Below are 20563 nucleotides of genomic sequence, written 5' to 3'. Positions count from 1 at the left end.
AACCGCGCGTGCGCCGCAACCCGGGCCTACATTGGGGATACGTCACCGTCGACCGCCCGGGAGCCCGCCATGTCGGTCACCCCTACCCTCGAGACCGACGTCCTGCGGCGGCAGGACCCGGCGATGGCCGAGATCCTGCTCGGGGAGCTGACGCGGCAGTCGACCACGCTCCAGCTGATCGCCGCCGAGAACTTCTGCTCGCCGGCCGTGCTGGCGGCCCTCGGCTCCGCGCTCGCCAACAAGTACGCCGAGGGCTACCCCGGTGCCCGGCACCACGGCGGCTGCGAACTGGTCGACGTCGCCGAGCGCGCCGCCATCGACCGCGCCAGGGCCCTGTTCGGCGCCGAGCACGCCAACGTCCAGGCCCACTCCGGCTCCTCCGCGGTCCTGGCCGCCTACGCCGCCCTGCTGCGCCCCGGGGACACCGTCCTCGCCCTCGGCCTGCCCTACGGCGGCCACCTCACGCACGGCTCCCCGGCGAACTTCTCCGGCCGCTGGTTCGACTTCGTCGGCTACGGCGTGGACGCGGAGACCGGGCTCATCGACCACGACCAGGTCCGTCACCTGGCGCGCAACCACCGGCCGAAAGCCATCGTGTGCGGCTCGATCGCCTACCCCCGCCACATCGACTACGCCTTCTTCCGCGAGGTCGCCGACGAGGTCGGGGCCTATCTGATCGCGGACGCGGCGCACCCGATCGGGCTGGTCGCCGGGGGTGCGGCCCCGAACCCGGTGCCGTACGCCGACATCGTGTGCGCGACCACCCACAAGGTGCTGCGCGGCCCGCGCGGCGGGATGATCCTGTGCGGGGCCGAGCTGGCCGAGCGTGTCGACCGGGCCGTCTTCCCCTTCACCCAGGGCGGCGCCCAGATGCACACCATCGCCGCCAAGGCCGTCGCGTTCGGCGAGGCGGCAACACCGGCGTTCACCGTGTACGCCCATCAGGTGGTCGCCAACGCCCGGGTGCTCGCCGGTCACCTGGCCGCCGAGGGGCTGGCCGTGACCACCGGCGGCACGGACACCCACCTGATCACCGCGGACCCGGCCCCGCTCGGGGTGGAGGGCCGTACCGCGCGCGGCCGGCTCCTCGCGGCCGGCCTGGTGCTGGACTGCTGCGCGCTGCCGCACGGCGACGGCCGCGGCCTGCGCCTGGGCACGGCCGCGGTCACCACCCAGGGCATGGGCGAGCCGGAGATGGTGCGGATCGCGGCGCTGCTGGCGGCCGTGCTGCGCGGCGAGAGGGAGCCGGCCGCGGCGCGGGAGGAGGTGCGCGCGCTGACCGGCCAGTTTCCGCCGTATCCCGGCTGAACGGGGGTAGCCGACCGGGGTGCACAGCCACGCGTGCAACCATCGTCGCTACCCGGCAGTCCTCATCCATATGCATCCGTCGCTAGGGTGTGGGGCTGTGATGGCCAGCGAGACCTGTGGGGAAGCCCGTGCGTGAATACCTCCTGACGCTCTGCATCACGGCCGCGGTGACGTATCTGCTGACAGGGCCGGTACGCAAGTTCGCGATCGTGGCCGGGGCGATGCCGGAGATCCGGGCCCGGGACGTGCACCGGGAGCCGACTCCGCGCCTCGGCGGTATCGCGATGTTCTTCGGCCTGTGCGCGGGTCTGCTGGTCGCCGACCACCTGACCAACCTCAACGAGGTCTTCGCGAAGTCCAACGAGCCGCGGGCGCTGCTCTCCGGGGCCGCCCTGATCTGGCTGATCGGCGTCCTGGACGACAAGTTCGAGATCGACGCGCTGATCAAGCTGGGCGGTCAGATGATCGCCGCGGGCGTGATGGTCATGCAGGGTCTGACGATCCTGTGGCTGCCCATCCCGGGCGTCGGCAACGTCGCCCTGACCCAGTGGCAGGGCACGCTCCTGACGGTCGCCCTGGTGGTCATCACGATCAACGCGGTGAACTTCGTGGACGGCCTGGACGGTCTCGCGGCCGGCATGGTGTGCATCGCGGCGGGCGCGTTCTTCCTGTACGCCTACCGGATCTGGTACTCGTACGGCATCGAGGCCGCCGCCCCCGGCACGCTGTTCGCGGCCATCCTGATGGGCATGTGCCTGGGCTTCCTGCCGCACAACATGCACCCCGCGCGGATCTTCATGGGCGACTCGGGCTCGATGCTGATCGGCCTGGTGCTGTCGGCCGGCGCGATCTCGATCACCGGCCAGGTGGACCCGGACGCGCTGGCGCTGTTCACGGGTTCGGAGAAGGCGGCGGTCCACCAGACGGTGCCCGTCTACATCCCCCTGCTGCTCCCGCTGACGATCATCGCCGTACCGGCCGCCGACCTGGTCCTGGCGATCGTCCGCCGCACGTGGCGCGGCCAGTCCCCGTTCGCCGCCGACCGCGGCCATCTGCACCACCGGCTGCTGGAGATCGGCCACTCGCACAGCCGGGCCGTGCTGATCATGTACTTCTGGTCGGCGCTGATCGGCTTCGGGGCGCTGGCGTACTCGGTGAACTCGGCGTCGATGTGGATCGTGCTGGGCGTGGTCTTCCTGAGCGCGGTCGGCCTGGTCCTGCTGCTGCTCCCGCGCTTCACCCCGCGTGTGCCGCTGTGGGCCCAGCGGTTCGTGCCGCCGCGGTACCGCAGGCGCGGCCTGGGCGCGGGGACCGCCGTGGCGGCCGAGGCGGCGCAGGACGCGCAGAGCCAGGACGCGCAGAGCCCGCAGGCCCCGCGGAGTTCGGAGCCGGGCGAGCGCACGCCCGTCCCGGCGGGCGCTCGGAACGTCAACGGGGCGACTGCGATCAGCGCTCGTTCGCGTCTGATCGACCGCCGCTGAGACGCTTCAAGGTAAGAATCTGACTAGAGCATTGCCAAGTCGTGGGGGAGCGTATGCCCCCAATACCAGACAAGACGGCTCGGTTTTTGCACAGACGCGCACTGTCACTCTCATGTGTGACAGCAAGCACACCTAGCAGGTAAAGACCTCATCAAATAGTTTGTGATACGGTTCACGAGAACCCCGGATAGGACCGAAGGACCTGAGTGCGACGGTCCGTAGGTGTGAGGTCTCGATCACTCAGCCCGGGACTACGCTCGTCCATGACGACACCCTGCCCCCTTGTGAAAGCGGAGTTGCCGCCATGCCGTCCAATGACGCCCGGATCCTGGCCCAGGCCGCCGTGCCCACGGCTGCCGTCGGCGTGATCGCCGCCGTTGTCAGCGGGGTGGTCGCCGGGGGCAAGGGAGCCATCGGGGCCGTCGTCGGGACGCTGGTGGTGATCGCGTTCATGGGTCTCGGTCTCTACGTGCTCCAGCGCACCGCCAAATCCTTTCCCCAGCTGTTCCAGATGATGGGCCTGATGCTCTACGCGGCCCAGCTGTTGCTGCTGGTCATCTTCGTCGCCCTGTTCAAGAACACGACGCTGTTCAACCCGCGTGCCTTCGCCATCGCGCTCGTGGTCGCCACCCTGACGTGGATCGCCGCGCAGGCGCGTGCGCACATGAAGGCCAAGATCCTCTACGTCGATCCCGAAGCCTCGTCGAAGGGCGACAAGCCCGAGAAGACAGGGCACTCGTCGTGAGGGGTAGGGCCGGGATAAAGGCGCACGAGAGATGCTGCTATCGTCCGGTGCCAACTGCGGCATCGCTGGCGCGGGCATCTGAGCTGACGCCTGCTCAATCGCGAGGCGAGATGCCCCACAGCCGCCCCCACATCCGTAACACCAGTCCCGTGCCGAACCGCGGCCGCACGCCGCGCCGACACAACGAGGTTGCCGTACCTATGCGCCACGATGAAGGAGCCCGCGGTGAGTGCTGACCCGACGCAGACGCTCGCTTTCGACACGAGCTGTCACCTGTTCGACGGGTGCGGCTTCGACACCGTCGCTCCGGGCCTCCACTCGTTCCTCTTCGAGCCGCTCTGGGGCAACGCGGACAGCAACGCGTACTTCAACAAGACCATGCTGCTGGCGCTGCTCGGTTCCGTCATCGTCGTGGGCTTCTTCTGGGCCGCCTTCGCCAAGCCGAAGGTCGTCCCGGGCAAGCTCCAGCTGGTGGCCGAGAGCGGCTACGACTTCATCCGCCGTGGCGTCGTCTACGAGACGATCGGTAAGAAGGAAGGCGAGAAGTACGTCCCGCTGGTCGTCTCGCTGTTCTTCTTCATCTGGATGATGAACCTCTGGTCGATCATCCCGGTCGCCCAGTTCCCGGTCACGGCGATCATCTCGTACCCCGCCGTCCTGGCCGGCATCGTCTACATCCTCTGGGTCTCCCTGACCTTCAAGCGCCACGGCTTCGTCGGTGCCTTCAAGAACTTCACCGGCTACGACAAGTCGCTGGGCGGGGTGCTCCCGCTCTCGATGACGATCGAGCTGTTCTCGAACCTGCTCGTGCGGCCCTTCACCCACGCCGTGCGACTCTTCGCGAACATGTTCGCGGGCCACACCCTGCTGCTGCTCTTCACGGTCGCCAGCTGGTACATGCTCAACGGCATCGGCATCGCCTACTCCGGCGTGTCGTTCGTGATGGTCATCGTCATGACGGCCTTCGAGCTCTTCATCCAGGCTGTTCAGGCCTACGTCTTCGTACTGCTGACCTGCAGCTTCATCCAGGGCGCGCTCGCCGAGCACCACTGAGCCCCCCCACCACCCACCCAGACATCCGGTGGCCAACCCCCACCGGTCATTGAAAGAGAAGGAAGAACCGGCATGTCCGCTCTCGAAACCCTTGCCGCCGGCGTCCAGATCAAGGGCAACCTCGGCTCCATCGGTTACGGTCTCGCCGCCATCGGCCCGGGCGTCGGCGTCGGCATCATCTTCGGTAACGGCACGCAGGCTCTCGCCCGCCAGCCCGAGGCGGCCGGTCTGATCCGCGCCAACCAGATCCTCGGCTTCGCCTTCTGTGAGGCGCTCGCCCTGATCGGTCTGGTCATGCCGTTCGTCTACCCGGCCTCCTGACCCGACCGCCGCGCACCAATAGACGAAAGGCACTGATATGAGCCCCCTGGTTCAGCTGGCGGCTGAGGAGGCCGAGAACCCCCTCATCCCGCCGATCCCAGAGCTCGTCATCGGCCTGATCGCCTTCGTCATCGTCTTCGGCTTCCTCGCCAAGAAGCTCCTCCCGAACATCAACAGGGTTCTGGAAGAGCGCCGCGAAGCCATCGAGGGCGGTATCGAAAAGGCCGAGGCCGCGCAGACCGAGGCCCGTAGCGTCCTTGAGCAGTACAAGGCCCAGCTCGCCGAGGCCCGGCACGAGGCCGCGCGTCTGCGCCAGGAGGCGCAGGAGCAGGGTGCCGCGCTCATCGCCGAGATGCGGGCCGAGGGCCAGCGTCAGCGCGAGGAGATCGTCGCCGCCGGTCACGCCCAGATCGAGGCCGACCGCAAGGCCGCCGCGTCGGCGCTGCGTCAGGACGTCGGCAAGCTCGCCACCGACCTGGCCGGCAAGCTCGTCGGCGAGTCCCTCGAGGACCACGCCCGCCAGAGCCGTGTGATCGACCGTTTCCTCGACGAGCTTGAGGAGAAGGCCGAGGCCACGCGATGAACGGAGCGAGCCGCGAGGCCCTGGCAGCCGCACGTGAGCGTCTCGACGCGCTGACGGACTCCACGTCCGTGGACGCCGCGCAGCTCGCCGACGAGCTGGCGGCCGTCACCGCGCTGCTCGACCGCGAGGCCGGCCTGCGCCGGGTCCTCACCGACCCGGCGCAGCCCGGAGAGGCGAAGGCCCAGCTGGTGCAGCGCCTGATCGGTGGCCAGGTCAGCGGGACCACCGCCGACCTGGTGTCCGGGCTGGCCCGGTCCCGCTGGTCGCAGTCCCGCGACCTGGTGGACGCGCTGGAGGAGCTGGCGGACATCGCCGACCTGACGGCGGCGGAGAAGACCGGCACCCTGGACGACGTCGAGGACGAGCTGTTCCGGTTCGGCCGGATCGTCTCCTCCAGCACCGAGCTGCGCGCCGCGCTCACCGACCGTGCCGCCGGCACCTCGGCCAAGACCGAGCTGCTGCACCGGCTCCTCGGCGGGCGGGCCAAGCCGGCCACCGAGCGTCTGGTGACGCGCCTCGTCACCGCGCCGCGGGGACGTAGCCTGGAGACGGGACTGGAGTCCCTGTCCAAGCTCGCCGCGGAGCGCCGGGACCGCATGGTCGCCGTCGTCACCTCGGCGGTGCCGCTGAGCGACGGGCAGAAGCAGCGCCTCGGCGCCGCCCTGACCAAGCTCTACGGGCGTCGGATGCACCTCAACCTCGACGTCGACCCCGAGGTCGTCGGCGGCATCCGGGTGCAGGTCGGTGACGAGGTCATCAACGGCTCCATCGCGGACCGGCTGGACGAGGCCGCCCGCCGCATGGCGAGCTAGCAGCAACTCGATAGATCGGTCTTTCGGGAAAACCCGACAGACGCAGTACGTACTTACGGCCCTGGTTGGGCCGTGCAGAGGATTCCTGGGGGTCGCCCCCAGACCCCCAAAGTGAAACTTCGGGCCCAACAAGGAGAGCAGGGAACCCAGATGGCGGAGCTCACGATCCGGCCGGAGGAGATCCGGGACGCGCTGGAGAACTTCGTCCAGTCGTACAAGCCGGACGCGGCCTCGCGCGAGGAGGTCGGTACGGTCACCCTTGCCGGCGACGGCATCGCGAAGGTCGAGGGCCTGCCCTCGGCCATGGCCAACGAACTGCTGAAGTTCGAGGACGGCACCCTCGGCCTCGCGCTGAACCTGGAAGAGCGCGAGATCGGTGCCATCGTCCTCGGTGAGTTCAGCGGCATCGAGGAGGGTCAGCCGGTCACCCGCACCGGTGAGGTCCTCTCCGTCGCGGTCGGCGAGGGCTACCTCGGCCGTGTCGTCGACCCGCTCGGCAACCCGATCGACGGCCTCGGCGAGATCGAGACCGACGGCCGCCGCGCCCTTGAGCTGCAGGCCCCCACGGTCATGCAGCGCAAGTCGGTGCACGAGCCGATGGAGACGGGCTACAAGGCCGTCGACGCGATGACCCCGATCGGCCGTGGTCAGCGTCAGCTGATCATCGGTGACCGCCAGACCGGCAAGACCGCCCTGGCCGTCGACACGATCATCAACCAGCGCGACAACTGGCGCTCGGGCGACCCGAAGAAGCAGGTCCGCTGCATCTACGTCGCCATCGGCCAGAAGGGCTCCACCATCGCCGGCGTGCGCCGCGCGCTGGAGGAGAACGGCGCGCTGGAGTACACGACCATCGTCGCCGCCCCGGCGTCCGACCCGGCCGGCTTCAAGTACCTGGCGCCGTACACCGGTTCGGCCATCGGCCAGCACTGGATGTACCAGGGTAAGCACGTCCTGATCATCTTCGACGACCTGTCGAAGCAGGCCGACGCCTACCGCGCCGTGTCGCTGCTGCTGCGCCGCCCGCCGGGCCGTGAGGCCTACCCGGGTGACGTCTTCTACCTGCACTCCCGGCTGCTGGAGCGTTGCGCCAAGCTCTCCGACGACATGGGTGCCGGCTCGATGACCGGTCTCCCGATCGTCGAGACCAAGGCCAACGACGTCTCGGCGTTCATCCCGACCAACGTCATCTCCATCACCGACGGCCAGTGCTTCCTGGAGTCGGACCTGTTCAACGCCGGTCAGCGTCCCGCGCTGAACGTCGGTATCTCCGTCTCCCGAGTCGGTGGTTCCGCCCAGCACAAGGCGATGCGCCAGGTCTCCGGCCGCCTCCGTGTGGACCTCGCCCAGTTCCGTGAGCTGGAGGCGTTCGCCGCCTTCGGTTCCGACCTGGACGCGGCCTCCAAGGCCCAGCTGGAGCGCGGTCAGCGCATGGTCGAGCTGCTGAAGCAGGACCAGTACCAGCCGATGGCCACCGAGGACCAGGTCGTCTCCGTCTGGGCCGGCACCAACGGCCGCATGGACGACGTCCCGGTCGCCGACATCCGCCGCTTCGAGAAGGAGCTGCTGGACTACCTGCACCGCAAGGAGCAGGGTCTGATGACCTCCATCCGCGAGGGCGCCAAGATGTCGGACGACACGATCCAGGCGATCGACGACGCGGTGGCGGAGTTCAAGAAGCAGTTCGAGACCTCGGACGGCAAGCTGCTCGGCGAGGACACTCCTGCCGCTGCTTCCAAGTGACGTAAGGAAGGGACCTGACTCATGGGAGCCCAGCTCCGGGTCTACAAGCGTCGCATCCGATCCGTCACCGCGACCAAGAAGATCACCAAGGCGATGGAGATGATCGCCGCCTCGCGCGTCGTCAAGGCGCAGCGCAAGGTGGCGGCCTCCACGCCCTACGCGACCGAGCTGACGCGCGCGGTCACGGCGGTGGGCACGGGTTCGAACACCAAGCACCCGCTCACCACCGAGGCGGAGAACCCGACCCGTGCCGCGGTCCTGCTCCTCACGAGCGACCGCGGTCTGGCCGGCGCCTTCAACTCCAACGCCATCAAGGCCGCGGAGCAGCTGACCGAGCGCCTGGAGCGCGAGGGCAAGCGGGTCGACACGTACATCGTCGGCCGGCGCGGTGTCGCCCACTACAACTTCCGTGAGCGCACGATCGCTCAGTCGTGGACGGGCTTCACCGACGAGCCGTCGTACGCGGACGCCAAGAAGGTGGCTGCGCCGCTGATCGAGGCGATCGAGAAGGACGCGGCCGACGGTGGTGTGGACGAGCTGCACATCGTCTTCACCGAGTTCGTCTCGATGATGACGCAGACGGCGCTCGACGCCCGGCTGCTGCCGCTGCGGCTCGAAGAGGTCGCCGAGGAGGCTCACCCGAAGGGCGAGATCCTCCCGCTGTACGACTTCGAGCCCTCGGCGGAGGACGTCCTCGACGCCCTGCTGCCGCGGTACGTGGAGAGCCGCATCTACAACGCGCTGCTCCAGTCGGCCGCTTCGAAGCACGCCGCCACGCGGCGCGCGATGAAGTCGGCCACCGACAACGCGGGCGAGCTGATCAACACGCTCTCCCGTCTTGCCAACGCGGCCCGCCAGGCCGAAATCACCCAGGAAATCAGCGAGATCGTCGGTGGCGCGAGCGCCCTGGCCGACGCGACCGCGGGGAGTGACCGATAAATGACCACCACTGTTGAGACCGCGACGGCTACGGGCCGCGTCGCCCGGGTCATCGGCCCGGTCGTCGACGTGGAGTTCCCCGTCGACGCGATGCCGGAGATCTACAACGCCCTCCACGTCGAGGTCGCCGACCCGGCCAACGCGGGCGAGAAGAAGACGCTGACCCTGGAGGTCGCCCAGCACCTGGGTGACGGCCTGGTCCGCACCATCTCCATGCAGCCCACCGACGGCCTGGTCCGCCAGGCCCCGGTCGTCGACACCGGCGACGGCATCACCGTCCCGGTCGGCGACTTCACCAAGGGCAAGGTGTTCAACACCCTCGGTGAGGTGCTGAACGTCGACGAGTCCTACGAGGGCGAGCGCTGGTCCATCCACCGCAAGGCCCCGAACTTCGACGAGCTCGAGTCGAAGACCGAGATGTTCGAGACCGGCGTCAAGGTCATCGACCTGCTGACCCCGTACGTCAAGGGCGGCAAGATCGGTCTGTTCGGCGGCGCCGGCGTCGGCAAGACGGTGCTCATCCAGGAGATGATCTACCGTGTCGCCAACAACCACGACGGTGTCTCCGTGTTCGCCGGTGTCGGTGAGCGCACCCGTGAGGGCAACGACCTGATCGAGGAGATGTCCGACTCGGGCGTCATCGACAAGACCGCGCTGGTCTTCGGTCAGATGGACGAGCCCCCGGGCACCCGTCTGCGCGTCGCGCTGGCCGGCCTGACCATGGCCGAGTACTTCCGTGACGTCCAGAAGCAGGACGTGCTGTTCTTCATCGACAACATCTTCCGCTTCACGCAGGCCGGTTCCGAGGTCTCCACCCTGCTCGGCCGTATGCCGTCCGCGGTGGGTTACCAGCCGAACCTGGCCGACGAGATGGGTCTCCTCCAGGAGCGCATCACCTCGACCCGCGGTCACTCGATCACCTCGATGCAGGCGATCTACGTCCCCGCCGACGACCTGACCGACCCGGCCCCGGCCACCACCTTCGCCCACCTCGACGCGACGACGGTTCTGTCCCGTCCGATCTCCGAGAAGGGCATCTACCCGGCCGTGGACCCGCTGGACTCCACGTCCCGGATCCTGGACCCGCGCTACATCACGCAGGACCACTACAACGCGGCCATGCGCGTGAAGACGATCCTGCAGAAGTACAAGGACCTCCAGGACATCATCGCGATCCTCGGTATCGACGAGCTGGGCGAGGAGGACAAGCTCGTCGTCCACCGTGCCCGTCGTGTGGAGCGCTTCCTGTCCCAGAACACCCACGTCGCCAAGCAGTTCACCGGCGTGGACGGTTCGGACGTGCCCCTGGACGAGTCGATCGCCGCGTTCAACGCGATCTGCGACGGCGAGTACGACCACTTCCCGGAGCAGGCGTTCTTCATGTGCGGTGGTCTCGAGGACCTCAAGAAGAACGCGAAGGAGCTGGGCGTCTCCTGAGCCCCGTGCTCGTGTGAGGGGGCGGGTGCGTCCCGCCCCCTCACTCACGCCCACTAGAATTGACCCCAACACCCGGCACCCCCGCCGGGTGGTGACCCGAGGAGCCACCCTTGGCTGCTGAGCTGCACGTCGAGCTGGTCGCCGCCGACCGCCAGGTCTGGTCCGGCGAGGCCACCCTGGTCGTCGCGCGCACCACGTCCGGCGACATCGGCGTCATGCCCGGTCACCAGCCGCTGCTCGGTGTGCTGGAGTCGGGCCCGGTGACCATCCGTACGAGTGAAGGTGGAACGGTCGTCGCCGCGGTGCACGGCGGTTTCATCTCGTTCGCGGACAACAAGCTCTCGCTGCTGGCCGAGATCGCCGAGCTGTCGGACGAGATCGATGTCCAGCGCACGGAGCGGGAGCTGGAGCGCGCGAAGGCGGAGGGCGACGCCGCCGCCGAGCGTCGCGCGGACGTTCGACTGCGTGCCGCGGCGGCGCGCTAGACGCAGCACGCCGTGCGTTGACGATCCTCAGCCGCGGCTGGGACCGGAGTCATCCGGACCCAGCCGCGGCTGAGGCAAATGTGGGTGTTTTTTACGTTCCGTTACCTAGGAGACGAGGAGGTCGGTGCCGATGGTCCTCGCTCTGACTGTGTGCGGGATCGTAGTGGCGCTCGTGGTGGTGGGGCTGTTCCTGTTCGGTCTGCGCCGCAGGCTGATCCAGCGTTCGGGCGGCACCTTCGACTGTTCCCTGCGCTGGGACGTGCCCGAGAAACCGGACGCGGGCGGCAAGGGCTGGTCCTACGGCGTCGCCCGCTACAACGGCGACCGCATCGAGTGGTACCGGGTCTTCTCCTACGCCTTCCGCCCCCGCCGCACCCTGGAGCGGGCGCAGATCGAGGTGGCCGGCCGCCGGCTGCCCGAGGGCGAGGAGGAGCTGGCGCTGCTGTCCGACGCGGTGATCCTCGCCTGTACCCATCGGGGTATCCGCCTCGAACTCGCCATGAGCGAAGACGCGCTGACCGGATTCCTCGCGTGGCTGGAGGCAGCCCCGCCCGGACAACGAGTGAACGTGGCGTAGCCACGTTCACTCGTTGGTTGGGGGTCCCCCCGGACGAAGTCTGGGGGAGCGTCAATGTCGCTTAGGCGCTCTTACAGGTAGTGCTTCTTACAGGTTGCTGCTGATGGCGTTCACCAGTTCACCGTCGCCGGTGTCGCCGCTGAACTCCCAGAAGAAGGCGCCGCCGAGGCCCTGGGTGTTGGCCCAGGCCATCTTCGACTTGATGGTGGCGGGAGTGTCGTACGACCACCAGTTGCTGCCGCAGTGCGCGTACGCCGTGCCCGCGACGGTGCCGGTGGCCGGGCAGGACGACTTCAGGACCTTGTAGTCCTCGATGCCCTGCTCGTAGGTGCCGGCCGCCGGTCCCGTGGCCGTGCCGCCCGGCGCGTCCTGGGTGACGCCGGTCCAGCCGCGGCCGTAGAAGCCGATGCCGATGAGGAGCTTCTTCGCGGGTACGCCGACCGCCTTGAACTTGGCCATCGCGTCGGCGGTGGTGAAGCCCGCCTTCGGGATGCCGTCGTACGAGGTGAGCGGGGAGTGCGGGGCGGTGGGGCCCTTGGCGTCCCAGGCGCCGAAGAAGTCGTACGTCATCACGTTGTACCAGTCGACGTACTGGGCGGCGCCCGCGTAGTCCGCGGCCTCGATCTTGCCGCCGGCCGAGCCGTCGGCGGTGGTGGCCGCGGTGACCAGGTTGTTCGAGCCGAACTTGGCGCGCAGCGCGGACATCAGGTTCTTGAAGGCCGCGGCACCGGAGGTGTCACAGGTCAGACCGCAGGCGTTCGGGTACTCCCAGTCGATGTCGATGCCGTCGAAGACGTCGGCCCAGCGCGGGTCCTCGACCAGGTCGTAGCAGGACTGGGCGAAGGCGGCCGGGTTCTTCGCCGCGTCCGCGAAGCCGCCGGACCAGGTCCAGCCGCCGAAGGACCACAGCACCTTGATGTTCGGGTACTTGGCCTTCAGCTGGCGCAGCTGGTTGAAGTTGCCGCGCAGCGGCTGGTCCCAGGTGTCGGCGACGCCGCTGACCGACTGGTCGGCGGTGAAGGCCTTGTCGTAGTCGGCGTAGGAGTCGCCGATCGCGCACTTGCCGCCGGTGACGTTGCCGAAGGCGTAGTTGATGTGCGTGATCTTGGCGGCGGAGCCGGACGTCACCAGGTTCTTGACGTTGTAGTTCCGGCCGTAGATGCCCCACTCGGTGAAGTAGCCGAGCTTGACCTTGTCGCCGGTGGGCGGGGGAGTGGTGCCGCCGCCGGTGGTGTGGACCTTGACCGCGCCGCTGACCGGTCCGGTCTGGTCGGCGGTGTCGCGGGCCCGCACGGTGTAGGAGTAGTCGGTGCCGGCGGTCAGCCCGGTGTCGGTGTACGACGTGGTGGTGACCGTGGCGACCTTGGTGCCGTCGCGCAGCACGTCGTAGTTCTTGATGCCCTTGTCGTCGGTGGCCGCGCTCCAGGCGAGCTTCACCGAGGTGTCGGTGACCGAGGAGGCGGTGGGGGTGCCGGGGGCGGAGGGGGCCGCGTCGCCGGGGACCGTCGTGCCGTCGCAGCTGTCGCCGTTGAGCTTGCAGTTGGACGGGGAGCCGGAGCCCGAGCCGTTGAAGCCGAAGGAGACGGAGGCGCCGGGGGCGATGGTGCCGTTCCAGCCGACGTTCTTGGCGGTCCAGTGGTCACCGGAGTTGGTGACCGTGGCGTCCCAGGCCGAGGTGACCTTGGTGCCGGAGGGGAAGTCCCACTCGACGGTCCAGGAGCTGATGGTGCTGGTGCCGGTGTTCTTGACGGTCCACTGACCGCCGAAACCGCTGCCCCAGTCGCTGGTCTTGGTGAAGGTGGCCGTGGCGTTGGCTGCGGCCTGGGCGGGGCTCGCGAGGCCGACCGCGCCGGCCATGGGGAGCAACAGGGTCGCGAATGCCGCCGCGGCTCTGTGTCTGAAGCGCATGCTGCGCCTCCCTCGTCGTCGGGGGTGTCAGGGGCATGACTGAGCCTTCATGCCCACGGTGCTGCGAGGGTAGAAAGGTCTGGACCACAGGTCAATAGGTCTGGACCACTTCGGGGCAAGCGGGACTAGAGACCCAACTCCCGTGCGAGAACCGCCGCTTGCACCCGGCTGCGCAGCTCCAGCTTGGCCAGCAACCGGCTGACGTGCGTCTTCACCGTGCCCTCCGCCATCTCCAGCCGGGCCGCGATCTGCGCGTTGGACAGGCCCTCGCCGATGCAGCCCAGCACCTCCCGCTCCCGCCGGGTCAGCCCCTCCAGCACGGCCGGATCGGCCTCCCCGCCCCGCGCCGGGGCCGAGGCGAACTCGGCGATCAGCCGCCGGGTCACGGCCGGCGCGACGATGCCCTCCCCGCGCGCCACCGTCTTCACCGCCTCCAGCAGGTCCCGCGCCTCGGTGTTCTTGAGCAGGAACCCGGCCGCGCCCGCCCGCAGCGCCCCGAAGACGTACTCGTCGAGGTCGAAGGTGGTCAGCACGAGCACGTCGGCGAGCCGCTCCCCGACGATCCGCCGGGTCGCGGACACCCCGTCCAGCAGGGGCATCTGCACATCCATCAGCACCACGTCGGGCCGCAGCTCCCGGGCCAGCTCCACCGCCCGCTGCCCGTCCGCCGCCTCCCCGGCCACCTCGATGTCGGGCGCGCTGCCCAGGATCAGCACCAGTCCGGCGCGGACGGCGGACTGGTCCTCGGCGACCAGGACCCGGATCATGCTCTCAGTCTCCTTGTGCGAGCGGAAGTTCGGCGCGTACGGCCCACAGGCCCGCCTCGGGACCGGCCTCGAACCGCCCCCCGAGCAGCGCGGCCCGCTCCCGCATGCCGGCGAGCCCGGCACCCGAGCCCGGGACGCGCGGCCGGTCACCGGGCCGGTACGGGCTCGTCACCCGCACCCGCAGCGAGCCGTCGGACTGCCGCAGGCTGACCCGGACGGGTCCGTCCGCCCCGTGTTTGAGCGCGTTGGTCAGCGACTCCTGCACGATCCGGTACGCGGCCAGCTCGACCGGCGCGGGCACGCGGCCGTGGTCGGCGTCCAGCGCGACGTCCAGGCCGTTGACGCGGGCGCCCTCGACCAGGGCGGTGAGCCCCTCCAGGGTGGGCGTGGCGGAGGGTTCCCGGTCGCCGCCGCTGCTGCGCAGGATCCCGATCAGCCGGCGCATCTCGGCCAGCCCCTCGACGCTGTTCTCCCGGATGACGGCCAGCGCGTCCCGGGACGTCTTCGGATCGTCCAGGGAGAGCGCGGCCGTGGAGTGGATGGCGATCGCGGACAGGTGGTTGGCGACCATGTCGTGCAACTCCCTTGCCACCCGCGCCCGTTCCGCCGTCACCGCCTGGGTGCGGTCCATCTCGGCCAGCAGCGCGGTCTGTTCGGCACGCAGCCGGGCGGCCTCGGCGGCGTCACGGTGGTCCCGGACCAGGGCGCCCGTGGCGGCGGGGGCCAGCGCCACCACACCGACGCCGACCCCGATCAGCAGACCGCGTGGATCCCGCCACAGCGCCGCCGGTACGACCCCGCCGAGCACGGTCAGGAACCCGGCGATCCAGGGGATGCGGCGAGCCGAGGCGGGGGTGCCGTACAGCACCGCCGCGTACACCAGGTCGGTGTACAGCACGACGGTGGCCAGGCTGCCGAGCGTCACCGTGTCCAGGGTCAGCGCGGCGGTGCCGACCAGCAGGCCGAGGCGGGGCCGGATCCGGCGCAGCGGCTCACAGGCCGCGATCACCACGAGGGGCACCAGCGGCGCCCAGACCGCGTGCCACAGCACCAGTTCGTCCGTCGACACGCGTGCGTGGATGCCGGGCACCCACAGCAGCACCCCGCCGAGCAGCCCGCCCACGGCGATGTACCAGTCGTCGCGGTGCGGGCGGGGCGGCGTGCGGGCCGTGCCCCCTGTCGTGCGGGCCATGCCCCCTATCCAACACGGCGCCGGGGCGGCTTTCCTGCACCGCGGGGAGGGTGCCGTACTGCGACTTTCGCTTACGCCGGATTCCTCTGCGCCGACGACGACACGTCCGGCCCGGGCCGGGAGCCTGGAGGGGTGGACGAGGGGAGCGAAGTGTGATCGTCGGACTGATCATCGCCTGTGAGGTGGCGTTCTGGGTGCTGCTGGCGGCCGGGCTGGCCTTCCGGTACGCGTTCCGGATGCCGCGCACCGGCCTGGCCCTGCTGCTGTGCGAGCCGCTCCTGGAGGTCGTGCTGTTCGCCGTCACCGCGGTCGACCTGAGGAACGGCGCGGAACCGGACTGGCGGCACGGCCTGGCCGCGGTCTACATCGGTTTCACCGTCGGCCTCGGCCACTCCACCATCAGGTGGGCGGACGCCCGGGTGGCGCACCGCTTCGCCGGCGGCCCGCCTCCCGTGAAGCCGCCCAGGTACGGCACCGCCCGCGCCGTGCACGAGTGGAAGGTCGCCGGCCGCTGGGTCCTGGCCTCGGTGGTCTCCCTCGCGCTGCTCCAGGGCGCGGTCTGGTACGTCGGCGACGCGGGGGACACCGGCTCGCTGCGGGCGTGGCAGGTGCGCATGCTGTGGGTGATCGGCATCAACGTGGTGATCGCCGCGAGCTACACCCTGTTCCCGAAGCGGGAACCGCGGTCCGGCGCGGAGCCGGCCGGGACACCGGTCGAAAAGTCTGTCGACAGCGGGGCGGGTGCGGGGACATCATCACGGCGATGACACGTACCGACACGCCTCCCGCCTGGGACGAGCGCACCCAGCTGACCACGTTCCTCCGCTACGTCCGCGCCACCGCGCGCGCCAAGTGCGAGGAACTCTCCGACGAGGACGCCGTGAAGGCGATCCTTCCCGGCTCGCCGCTGATGACCCTGAGCGGGCTGATCAGCCATCTGCGCTGGGTCGAGTACTACTGGTTCCGGGTCGTCTTCCTGGGGGAGCCGGACGAGGGCCCCTGGACCGAGGAGGACCCCGACCGCGAGATGCGGATCGCCGTCGACATCCCGCTGTCCCGGCTGCTCGACGAGTACGCCGCGGACAGCGCCCGGCACGACGAACTCGTCGCCGCGCACGACCTGGACACCAAGGCGCAGGTGAAGCGGGGCGACGGCGACCCGGTGGACCTGCGCTGGATCCTGCTCCACCTCATCGAGGAGACGGCCCGGCACAATGGCCACCTCGACATCCTGCGCGAGCTGATCGACGGCCGGACCGGCGACTAGGGGATCTCCTCCGGATCAGGCCGGACCCCGCCTGATCCGGAGGAGAGGCCCTAGCGCTCCCCGCCCGGCACCCACAGCACGTCACCGGTCTCCCGGTTGGCGCTGCGGGCCAGGATGAACAGCAGGTCGGAGAGGCGGTTGAGGTAGGTCGCGGTGAGCGGGTTCATCGTCTCGCCGTGCACCTCCAGTGCCGCCCAGGTGGAGCGCTCGGCCCGGCGTACGACCGTGCACGCCTGGTGCAGGAGGGCGGCGCCCGGGGTGCCGCCCGGCAGGATGAAGGAACGCAGTTTCTCCAGCCGCTCGTTGAAGCGGTCGCAGTCCGCCTCCAGCCGGTCGACGTAGAACTGCTCGACCCTGAGGGGCGGGAACTGCGGGTTCTCCACCACCGGTGTCGACAGGTCCGCACCCACGTCGAACAGGTCGTTCTGGACGCGGGTGAGGACCGCGACGATCTCCTCGTCCAGACCGCCCAGCGCGATGGCGGTGCCGATCACCGCGTTCGCCTCGTTGGCGTCCGCGTAGGCGGAGATCCTGAGGTCCGTCTTGGGCACCCGGCTCATGTCACCGAGGCTCGTGGTGCCCTGGTCGCCGGTCCTGGTGTAGATACGCGTCAGATTGACCATACGGCCAGCGTAGTTACGCCCCGGCGGTCCGGAACACCCGTGTGCCCACCGTCACGGACAGCGCGGTGAAGCCGAGGGCGACCAGGGTGCCGTAGAGCATGTGCGGAGTCGTGTAGTGGCCGACGTACGCGTCCCGGACGGCGTCCACCAGGTAGCGGAACGGGACGAAGTGGGACAGCACGTCCAGCCAGGCGGGCGCGAGGGTCATCGGGAGCATCAGGCCGGACAGCAGCATGGAGGGCATCGAGACCGCGTTGATCAGCGGGCCGAACTCCTGCGGGGTGCGGACCTTCATGCCGAGCGCGTACGACACCGAGGCCAGCGACAGCGTGAGCAGTGCGACGAAGGCGAAGCCGATCAGGACGCCCGCCAGCGGTGCGCGCAGGCCCATCACCAGCGCGGCCAGCACCAGCAGCACCGCCTGGAAGACGAACACCGTGGTGTCCCGCAGGGCCCGGCCGAGCAGCAGGGCGAGCCGGCTGACCGGCGTCACCCGCATCCGCTCCACCACCCCCTGCCCCTTTTCGATGATGACCGAGAACCCGGCGAACAGCGCACCGAACAGGCCGAGCTGCAACAGCAGCCCGGGCACCAGCACCTGCCAGGAGCTGCCCTGCCCGCCCAGCGGCAGTTCCGTGAGCAGCGGGCCGAAGAAGAGCAGGTAGAGCAGGGGAGTCAGCACCCCGAAGAGCAGGGCGAAGCGGGAGCGCAGGGACTGGCGGAGGTAGCGGCCGTAGATGAGGGCCGTGTCGTGAAGCAGCATCGTGCGGATCCTGAACCTTGGTCGGGCGTCATACGGCGACGGGGGCGGGGTCGGCCGACGGGGAGGGCCCGCGGCCGGTGATGGCGAGGAAGGTGTCCTGGAGGGTCGCGTCGAGCGAGCCGCCGTGGCGGAGCCTGAGCGCGCTCGGGGTGCCCTCGGCGGCGACCGTGCCCCGGTCCACGATCACCAGCCGGTCGGCGAGGGCGTCGGCCTCGTCCAGGTAGTGGGTGGTCAGGAAGACGGTCGTACCGTGCTCGTCGCGCAGCCGGCGGACCAGCGTCCACAGGTCGGCGCGGCTGGCGGGGTCCAGGCCGGTCGTCGGCTCGTCCAGGAACAGCACCTTGGGACGGTGGGTGAGCGCCATCGCGATGTCCAGGCGCCGGCGCTGGCCCCCGGAGAGCGCGCCGGTCCTCCGGTCCAGGAACGCGGTGAGGTCCAGCTCCTCGGCCAGTTCCGCGGCGCGCGCGACCGCCTCCGCCTTCGGCAGGCGGTACAGCCGGCCCTGGGTGACCAGCTCCTCCCGCACGGTGATCTGTGAGTCGACGCCGCCGGACTGGGCGACGTAGCCGATGGCCCGGCGCACCCCGGCCGGATCGGTGGCGAGGTCGCACCCGGCGACGGTGGCCGCTCCGCCGGTCGGCTTCAGCAGGGTGGTGAGCATCCGCAGGGTGGTCGTCTTGCCGGCGCCGTTGGGGCCGAGGAAGCCGAGGATCTCCCCCTCGCGGACGGTGAGGTCGACGCACCGGACGGCGTCCACGGGGCCGGCCTTGGTCTGGAAGGTGCGGGCGAGGCCCGCCGTACTGATGACTGCTGCCATGCCCCCACAAAAACAGAGTCCCTGAAATTTTGCAACAACTCCAAATTTTTAGGAGGCCCAGCGAAGTTAGGATGCGGGCATGGCTGAGGGGCTCAGGGAGCGGAAGAAGAGGCAGACCCGGCAGTACATCTCCGATGTCGCCACGGGACTGTTCCTGGAGCGCGGCTTCGAGGCGGTGACGGTCGCGGAGATCGCCGAGGCGGCGAACGTCTCGGTCAACACCGTCTACAACTACTTCCCCGCCAAGGAGGACCTCTTCTTCGACCGCTCGGCCGGCGTGGCCGACCGGCTCGCCCGGTGGGTCCGGGGCCGGGACGCGGGGGAGTCCGCCGCGCGCGCCGTCCTGCGCGAACTGCGCGCCGAGGTCGAGGCCGTCTCGCCCCGTGTCGGCCTGTTCGAGGGCTACGACCGCTTCATGCGGGTCATCCACGAGGCGCCGGCGCTGCGCTCCCGGCTGTGGAGCCTCCAGCAGGAGATCCACGACACCCTGGAGGCGGCCCTGCGCGAGGAGACCGGCGCGGCCGACGGCGATCCGCTGCCCGACCTGATGGCCGGTCAGATCTGCTGGGTCCACCAGGCCGTCTTCGTCACCATCGGCCGTGAGATGCTCGCCGGGCGCAAACCGGCCGAAGTGTCACGAGAAGCCCTCGTCCTCCTGGACGACATCGAGGACCTGTTGAGCGAAAAGGTGCTCAACTACGCCGTCCGAGGCGCGGCGTGACCCCAGCCGGTGTGATGTCCGTCAAATGAGACGTGACGCGCGTTACTTACCGGTCACACAGCGGCGCCGGAGCGCTATGGTCCGCCGAGAGGCAGACCTTTCACCGCGTTCATAGGGAGTCGGAGTGGCACGGAAGCTCGCCGTCATCGGGGCCGGTCTCATGGGATCCGGTATCGCTCAGGTCGCCGCGCAGGCGGGCTGGGACGTCGTCCTGCGGGACGTCACCGACGAGGCACTGAAGCGCGGCACCGACGGCATCAAGGCCTCGTACGACAAGTTCGTCGGCAAGGGCAAGCTGGCGGCCGAGGACGCGGAGGCCGCGCTCGCGCGCATCACGGCGACCACCGACCTGGACGCCGCCGCCGACGCGGACATCGTGGTGGAGGCGGTCTTCGAGAAGCTGGAGGTCAAGCACGAGATCTTCCGCGCGCTCGACAAGCTCGTGCGCGAGGACACCGTGCTCGCCTCCAACACCTCCGCCATCCCGATCACCAAGATCGCGGCCGCCACCGAGCGCCCCGAGCGTGTCGTCGGCGTGCACTTCTTCTCGCCGGTGCCGATGATGCAGCTCGTCGAGCTGGTCCGCGGTTACAAGACCAGCGACGAAGCCCTCGCCACCGCCCGGGAGTTCGCCGAGTCCGTCGGCAAGACCTGCATCGTCGTCAACCGTGACGTCGCCGGCTTCGTCACCACCCGGCTCATCTCCGCCCTCGTGGTCGAGGCGACCAAGCTCTACGAGTCCGGAGTGGCGACCGCCGAGGACATCGACCTCGCCTGCAAGCTGGGCTTCGGCCACGCCATGGGCCCGCTCGCCACCGCCGACCTGACCGGCGTGGACATCCTGCTGCACGCCACGAGCAACATCTACACCGAGTCCCAGGACGAGAAGTTCGCCCCGCCGGAGCTGATGCGCCGGATGGTGGACGCCGGTGACATCGGCCGCAAGAGCGGGCAGGGCTTCTACACGTACTGAGTCACCCTCTCCAGGCACGCACACCCCGGGAGTATCACTCCCGGGGGT

The 20563-nt window shown here is 69.6% G+C and carries 22 protein-coding genes; 16 read left to right on the top strand and 6 right to left on the bottom strand.

All coding sequences use genetic code 11. The features are described 5' to 3' along the window. The first annotated feature begins 69 nt into the window (after positions 1-69). The 12 genes from glyA (at position 70) to IEZ20_RS34730 (ending at position 11484) form a co-directional block, all read left to right on the top strand. Complete coding sequence (gene glyA, locus IEZ20_RS34785) at positions 70-1308, top strand: serine hydroxymethyltransferase (protein ID WP_189306205.1); 1239 nt, start codon at positions 70-72, stop codon at positions 1306-1308. A 128-nt stretch (positions 1309-1436) separates the two neighbouring features. Continuing rightward, entirely contained in the window at positions 1437-2789 is a 1353-nt protein-coding gene (locus IEZ20_RS34780; RefSeq protein ID WP_189306202.1) for an MraY family glycosyltransferase, read from the top strand. A gap of 304 nt (positions 2790-3093) precedes the next feature. Continuing rightward, the gene (locus IEZ20_RS34775) at positions 3094-3534 is read left to right on the top strand and encodes a Cg1360 family ATP-synthase-associated protein (protein WP_189306200.1); all 441 of its coding nucleotides are present in this window, start codon (positions 3094-3096) and stop codon (positions 3532-3534) included. A 210-nt stretch (positions 3535-3744) separates the two neighbouring features. Then, complete coding sequence (atpB, locus tag IEZ20_RS34770) at positions 3745-4587, top strand: F0F1 ATP synthase subunit A (protein ID WP_189306198.1); 843 nt, start codon at positions 3745-3747, stop codon at positions 4585-4587. 72 nt (positions 4588-4659) lie between these two features. After that, positions 4660-4908: an ATP synthase subunit C-like protein gene (locus tag IEZ20_RS34765; protein ID WP_018544514.1), complete on the top strand. Its 249-nt coding sequence runs from the start codon at positions 4660-4662 to the stop codon at positions 4906-4908. A gap of 37 nt (positions 4909-4945) precedes the next feature. Further along, on the top strand, positions 4946-5491 hold the full coding sequence (locus tag IEZ20_RS34760; RefSeq protein ID WP_189306196.1) for a F0F1 ATP synthase subunit B: 546 nt from the start codon (positions 4946-4948) through the stop codon (positions 5489-5491). After that, entirely contained in the window at positions 5488-6303 is an 816-nt protein-coding gene (locus IEZ20_RS34755; RefSeq protein ID WP_189306194.1) for a F0F1 ATP synthase subunit delta, read from the top strand. Before IEZ20_RS34760 ends, IEZ20_RS34755 begins: the two co-directional genes overlap by 4 nt. A gap of 150 nt (positions 6304-6453) precedes the next feature. Further along, entirely contained in the window at positions 6454-8046 is a 1593-nt protein-coding gene (atpA, locus tag IEZ20_RS34750) for a F0F1 ATP synthase subunit alpha (RefSeq protein WP_189306192.1), read from the top strand. Positions 8047-8067: 21 nt separating this feature from the next. After that, positions 8068-8985 carry a F0F1 ATP synthase subunit gamma gene (locus tag IEZ20_RS34745; RefSeq protein WP_189306189.1) on the top strand — a complete coding sequence of 306 codons (918 nt, stop codon included), beginning with the start codon at positions 8068-8070 and terminating at the stop codon, positions 8983-8985. Continuing rightward, positions 8986-10422: a F0F1 ATP synthase subunit beta gene (atpD, locus tag IEZ20_RS34740; protein ID WP_189306187.1), complete on the top strand. Its 1437-nt coding sequence runs from the start codon at positions 8986-8988 to the stop codon at positions 10420-10422. It begins immediately after the preceding gene. 110 nt (positions 10423-10532) lie between these two features. After that, positions 10533-10907, top strand: coding sequence for a F0F1 ATP synthase subunit epsilon (locus IEZ20_RS34735; protein ID WP_023546729.1), 375 nt, complete (start codon positions 10533-10535; stop codon positions 10905-10907). Positions 10908-11037: 130 nt separating this feature from the next. Beyond that, entirely contained in the window at positions 11038-11484 is a 447-nt protein-coding gene (locus IEZ20_RS34730) for a DUF2550 domain-containing protein (RefSeq protein ID WP_189306185.1), read from the top strand. A gap of 87 nt (positions 11485-11571) precedes the next feature. On the opposite strand, the gene IEZ20_RS34725 is transcribed toward IEZ20_RS34730, so the two are convergent. From IEZ20_RS34725 to IEZ20_RS34715, 3 genes are all read right to left on the bottom strand, one after another. Continuing rightward, entirely contained in the window at positions 11572-13392 is a 1821-nt protein-coding gene (locus IEZ20_RS34725) for a glycoside hydrolase family 18 chitinase (protein ID WP_189306183.1), read from the bottom strand. A 125-nt stretch (positions 13393-13517) separates the two neighbouring features. Then, a complete protein-coding gene (locus IEZ20_RS34720) occupies positions 13518-14159 on the bottom strand; it encodes a response regulator (protein ID WP_189306181.1) in 642 nt (213 codons plus the stop codon). Positions 14160-14163: 4 nt separating this feature from the next. Further along, entirely contained in the window at positions 14164-15351 is a 1188-nt protein-coding gene (locus tag IEZ20_RS34715; RefSeq protein ID WP_189306179.1) for a sensor histidine kinase, read from the bottom strand. A 152-nt stretch (positions 15352-15503) separates the two neighbouring features. On the opposite strand from IEZ20_RS34715, the gene IEZ20_RS34710 reads away from it, so the two are divergent. Then, complete coding sequence (locus tag IEZ20_RS34710; RefSeq protein ID WP_189306177.1) at positions 15504-16118, top strand: hypothetical protein; 615 nt, start codon at positions 15504-15506, stop codon at positions 16116-16118. Continuing rightward, a complete protein-coding gene (locus IEZ20_RS34705; protein WP_189306176.1) occupies positions 16115-16618 on the top strand; it encodes a DinB family protein in 504 nt (167 codons plus the stop codon). Before IEZ20_RS34710 ends, IEZ20_RS34705 begins: the two co-directional genes overlap by 4 nt. A 50-nt stretch (positions 16619-16668) precedes the next feature. Here IEZ20_RS34705 and IEZ20_RS34700 read toward each other — a convergent pair whose 3' ends face one another. The 3 genes from IEZ20_RS34700 to IEZ20_RS34690 are packed head-to-tail and all read right to left on the bottom strand — an operon-like array spanning position 16669 to position 18821. Next, positions 16669-17241 carry a cob(I)yrinic acid a,c-diamide adenosyltransferase gene (locus tag IEZ20_RS34700; protein ID WP_189306173.1) on the bottom strand — a complete coding sequence of 191 codons (573 nt, stop codon included), beginning with the start codon at positions 17239-17241 and terminating at the stop codon, positions 16669-16671. Positions 17242-17254: 13 nt separating this feature from the next. Then, the gene (locus IEZ20_RS34695) at positions 17255-18004 is read right to left on the bottom strand and encodes an ABC transporter permease (RefSeq protein ID WP_189306171.1); all 750 of its coding nucleotides are present in this window, start codon (positions 18002-18004) and stop codon (positions 17255-17257) included. A 28-nt stretch (positions 18005-18032) separates the two neighbouring features. Continuing rightward, a complete protein-coding gene (locus tag IEZ20_RS34690; RefSeq protein ID WP_189306169.1) occupies positions 18033-18821 on the bottom strand; it encodes an ABC transporter ATP-binding protein in 789 nt (262 codons plus the stop codon). 79 nt (positions 18822-18900) lie between these two features. On the opposite strand from IEZ20_RS34690, the gene IEZ20_RS34685 reads away from it, so the two are divergent. Together IEZ20_RS34685 and IEZ20_RS34680 are read left to right on the top strand one after the other, a co-directional pair. Beyond that, complete coding sequence (locus IEZ20_RS34685) at positions 18901-19542, top strand: TetR/AcrR family transcriptional regulator (RefSeq protein ID WP_189306168.1); 642 nt, start codon at positions 18901-18903, stop codon at positions 19540-19542. Between the two features lie 124 nt (positions 19543-19666). Then, positions 19667-20515, top strand: a complete 849-nt coding sequence (locus IEZ20_RS34680; protein ID WP_189306166.1) for a 3-hydroxyacyl-CoA dehydrogenase family protein — start codon at positions 19667-19669, stop codon at positions 20513-20515. The last annotated feature ends 48 nt before the right edge of the window (positions 20516-20563 follow it).

Source organism: Streptomyces cinerochromogenes (assembly GCF_014648635.1).
Lineage (GTDB): Bacteria > Actinomycetota > Actinomycetes > Streptomycetales > Streptomycetaceae > Streptomyces > Streptomyces cinerochromogenes.
The sequence above is the reverse complement of the archived record's forward strand: the minus strand, read 5'-3'. Positions and strand labels throughout refer to the sequence as shown.